Genomic DNA, 3086 nt, shown 5'->3' with positions numbered 1-3086 from the left:
CCGGGCCGGCACCGGGCGCCGCGACGGCGCCAGTGGCGACCGCGGCGCCTTTGGCCGGCACCACCGCGCGCGCGGCCACCGTCGATTGCGGGCCGGAGGCCTCCGCCATCTTCTGGAAGCTTTCGCGCGCCTGCGTGCCGTATTCCGCTTGCAGGGTGGCCAGGTTGCGGCCCATGTCCAGCTGGCGGCCATGCTCGTCGATCACCTTGAAGTTCATGAAGTGGTGCGCGGGCAGCGTCTCCGGCTTGAAGTCGGTGGTCAGCGGCGTCACCGTGATCTGCTTGCGGATGTCGGCGATGATGGCGTCGATCAGCTCGCCGCGGCCGAAGGCGTGCGCCGCCTCCACCCGCTCGCAGAACCGGGCCGCGTAGTCCGGCAGCGGCACGCAGTGGCGGCGCAGCTTCTGCGGCAGGGATTTCAGCAGCAGGTGCACCTTCTCCTTCAACATGCCCGGCACCAGCCATTCGCAACGCTCGCGCGACAGCTGGTTCAGCGCATACAGCGGCACCGCCAGCGTCACGCCATCGCGCACGCTGCCCGGCTCGAAGTGATAGCTCAGCGCCAGCTCCAGCCCCGACACGCTCATCTTCTTGGGGAACAGGTCGGTGGTGACGCCGGCCGCCTCGTGGCGCATCAGCTCATCGCGGTTGAGGAACAGCAGCTTGGGCTCCGCAGCCGTGACATCCTTGTGCCACTTCTCGAAGCCGGCGCCGTTCACCACCTCGGCCGGAATCAGCTTGTCGTAAAAAGCCGCGATCAGCTCATCATCCACCAGCACGTCCTGGCGGCGCGACTTGTGCTCAAGGTTCTCGATCTCCTTGATCAGCTTGTGGTTGTGGGCAAAGAACGGCGCCCGCGTCTCGTAGTCGCCGCCCACCAGCGCGTCGCGGATGAAGATCTCGCGCGCCTCGGCCGGATTGAACACGCCGTAGTTGATGCGGCGCTGACTGTACACCACCAGCCCGTACAGCGTGGCGCGCTCGGAGGCCGTGACCTGCGCCGAACGCTTCTCCCAGCGCGGCTCGCCCCACGATTTCTTCAGCAGGTGGCCGCCGACCTTCTCCAGCCACTCCGGCTGGATCTGGGCCACGCAGCGCGCGTACAGGCGCGTGGTGTCCACCAGCTCCGCCGCCATGATCCACTTGCCCGGCTTCTTGCTCAGCGAGGACCCCGGCCAGATATGGAACTTGATGCCGCGCGCGCCCAGGAAGCCGGGATCGTCCTCCAGCTTGAAGCCGATGTTGCCCAGCAGGCCGGTCAGCAGCGCCAGATGCAGATTCTCATAGGTGGCCGGGGCGTCGTTCAGACGCCAGCCCTGCTCCTTGACGATGGTCAGCAGTTGCGAGTGCACGTCGCGCCATTCGCGCAGGCGCAGCTGCGACAGGAAGTTGCTGCGGCAGTTGTCCTGCAGCTGGCGATTGGTCTTCTTGTGCTCGATCGCCTGCTCGAACCAGTTCCAGATCTTGAGGTAGCCGAGGAACTCGGACTTCTCGTCGGCGAACTTCTTGTGCGCCTCGTCGGCGGCCTGCTGGTGCTCCAGCGGCCGGTCGCGCGGGTCCTGCACCGACAGCGCGGCGGCGATGATCAGCACCTCGCGCAGGCAGACGTTGTCCAGCGCCGCCAGAATCATGCGGCCGACGCGCGGGTCGAGCGGCAGCTTGGCCAGCTTCCTGCCCAGCGCCGTGATCTGGTTGTACTCGTCGACCGCGCCCAGCTCCTGCAACAGCTGATAGCCGTCGGCGATGGCGCGCGCCAGCGGCGGCTCGATGAAGGGGAAGCTCTCGACATCGGCCAGATGCAGGGTCTTCATGCGCAGGATCACGGCCGCCAGCGAGGAGCGCAGGATTTCCGGCTCGGTGAACTTGGGCCGCTGCAGGAAGTCCTGCTCGTCGTACAGGCGGATGCAGACGCCGTCGGCCACCCGGCCGCAACGGCCGGCGCGCTGGTTGGCGGCCGACTGCGCGATCGGCTCGATCTGCAACTGCTCCACCTTGTTGCGGTAGCTGTAGCGCTTGACGCGCGCCAGCCCGGCGTCCACCACGTAGCGGATGCCGGGCACGGTCAGCGAGGTCTCGGCCACGTTGGTGGACAGCACGATGCGGCGCGCGTTGGTCAGCCGGAACACCCGCTCCTGCTCCTCGGCCGACAGGCGGGCGAACAGCGGCAGGATTTCCACATGCGGCGGATGGTGCTTGCGCAGCGCCTCGGCGGCGTCGCGGATCTCGCGCTCGCCGGGCAGGAACACCAGGATATCGCCGGCGCCGATGCGCGCCAGCTCGTCGACCGCGTCGACCACCGCGTCCATCAGGTCGCGCTTCTCGCGGGCGGCGGCCGTGCGGGCGCCGCGGCCCTCGGCGTTGGCGACGGCGGCCGCGTTGGCGCCAGCCGGCAGCTCGCTCTCGATCGGGCGGTAGCGCACTTCCACCTGATACAGGCGGCCGGAAACCTCGATCACCGGCGCCGGCCGCTCCGGCGTGCCGAAATGGCGCGCGAAGCGGTCGGCGTCGATGGTGGCCGAGGTGATGATGAGCTTGAGGTCCGGGCGGCGCGGCAGCAGCTGTTTCAGATAACCGAGCAGGAAATCGATGTTCAGGCTGCGCTCGTGCGCCTCGTCGATGATGATGGTGTCATAGGCCTTGAGCAGCGGGTCGCTTTGCGTCTCCGTCAGCAGGATACCGTCGGTCATCAGCTTGACCGAGGCGCCCTTTTGCAGGGTGTCGGCAAAGCGCACCTTGAAGCCCACGTGTTCGCCCAGCGGCGAACCAAGCTCCACGGCGATGCGCTTGGCGGTCGACGAGGCGGCGATGCGGCGCGGCTGGGTGTGGCCGATCAGGCCCCGCTGGCCGCGCCCCAGTTCCAGGCAAATCTTCGGCAGCTGGGTGGTCTTGCCGGAACCGGTTTCACCCGAGACGATGATCACCTGATTATTTTGCAACACCTGCGCGATCTCGTGGCGGCGGCCCGACACCGGCAGGTCTTCCGGGAAGGTGATCGGCGGCAGCGGATTGCGGAACGCCCGCTCGGCCTCGCGCGCCGCCAGCTCCTCCGGCGTCAGGCGCGGCGGCCGGCCGTCGCCACGCGGCGCG

At 68.2% G+C, this 3086-nt stretch carries 1 protein-coding gene; it reads right to left on the bottom strand.

Going from position 1 to position 3086, the window contains the following annotated elements; translation table 11 throughout:
- A partial coding sequence (gene hrpA, locus GM676_RS31130) for an ATP-dependent RNA helicase HrpA (RefSeq protein ID WP_371866420.1) occupies positions 1-3086 on the bottom strand: 3086 nt, incomplete at both ends.

It is taken from the genome of Duganella radicis, assembly GCF_009720825.1.
In the GTDB taxonomy this organism is placed as follows: Bacteria; Pseudomonadota; Gammaproteobacteria; order Burkholderiales; family Burkholderiaceae_D; genus Rugamonas; species Rugamonas radicis.
The sequence above is the reverse complement of the archived record's forward strand: the minus strand, read 5'-3'. Positions and strand labels throughout refer to the sequence as shown.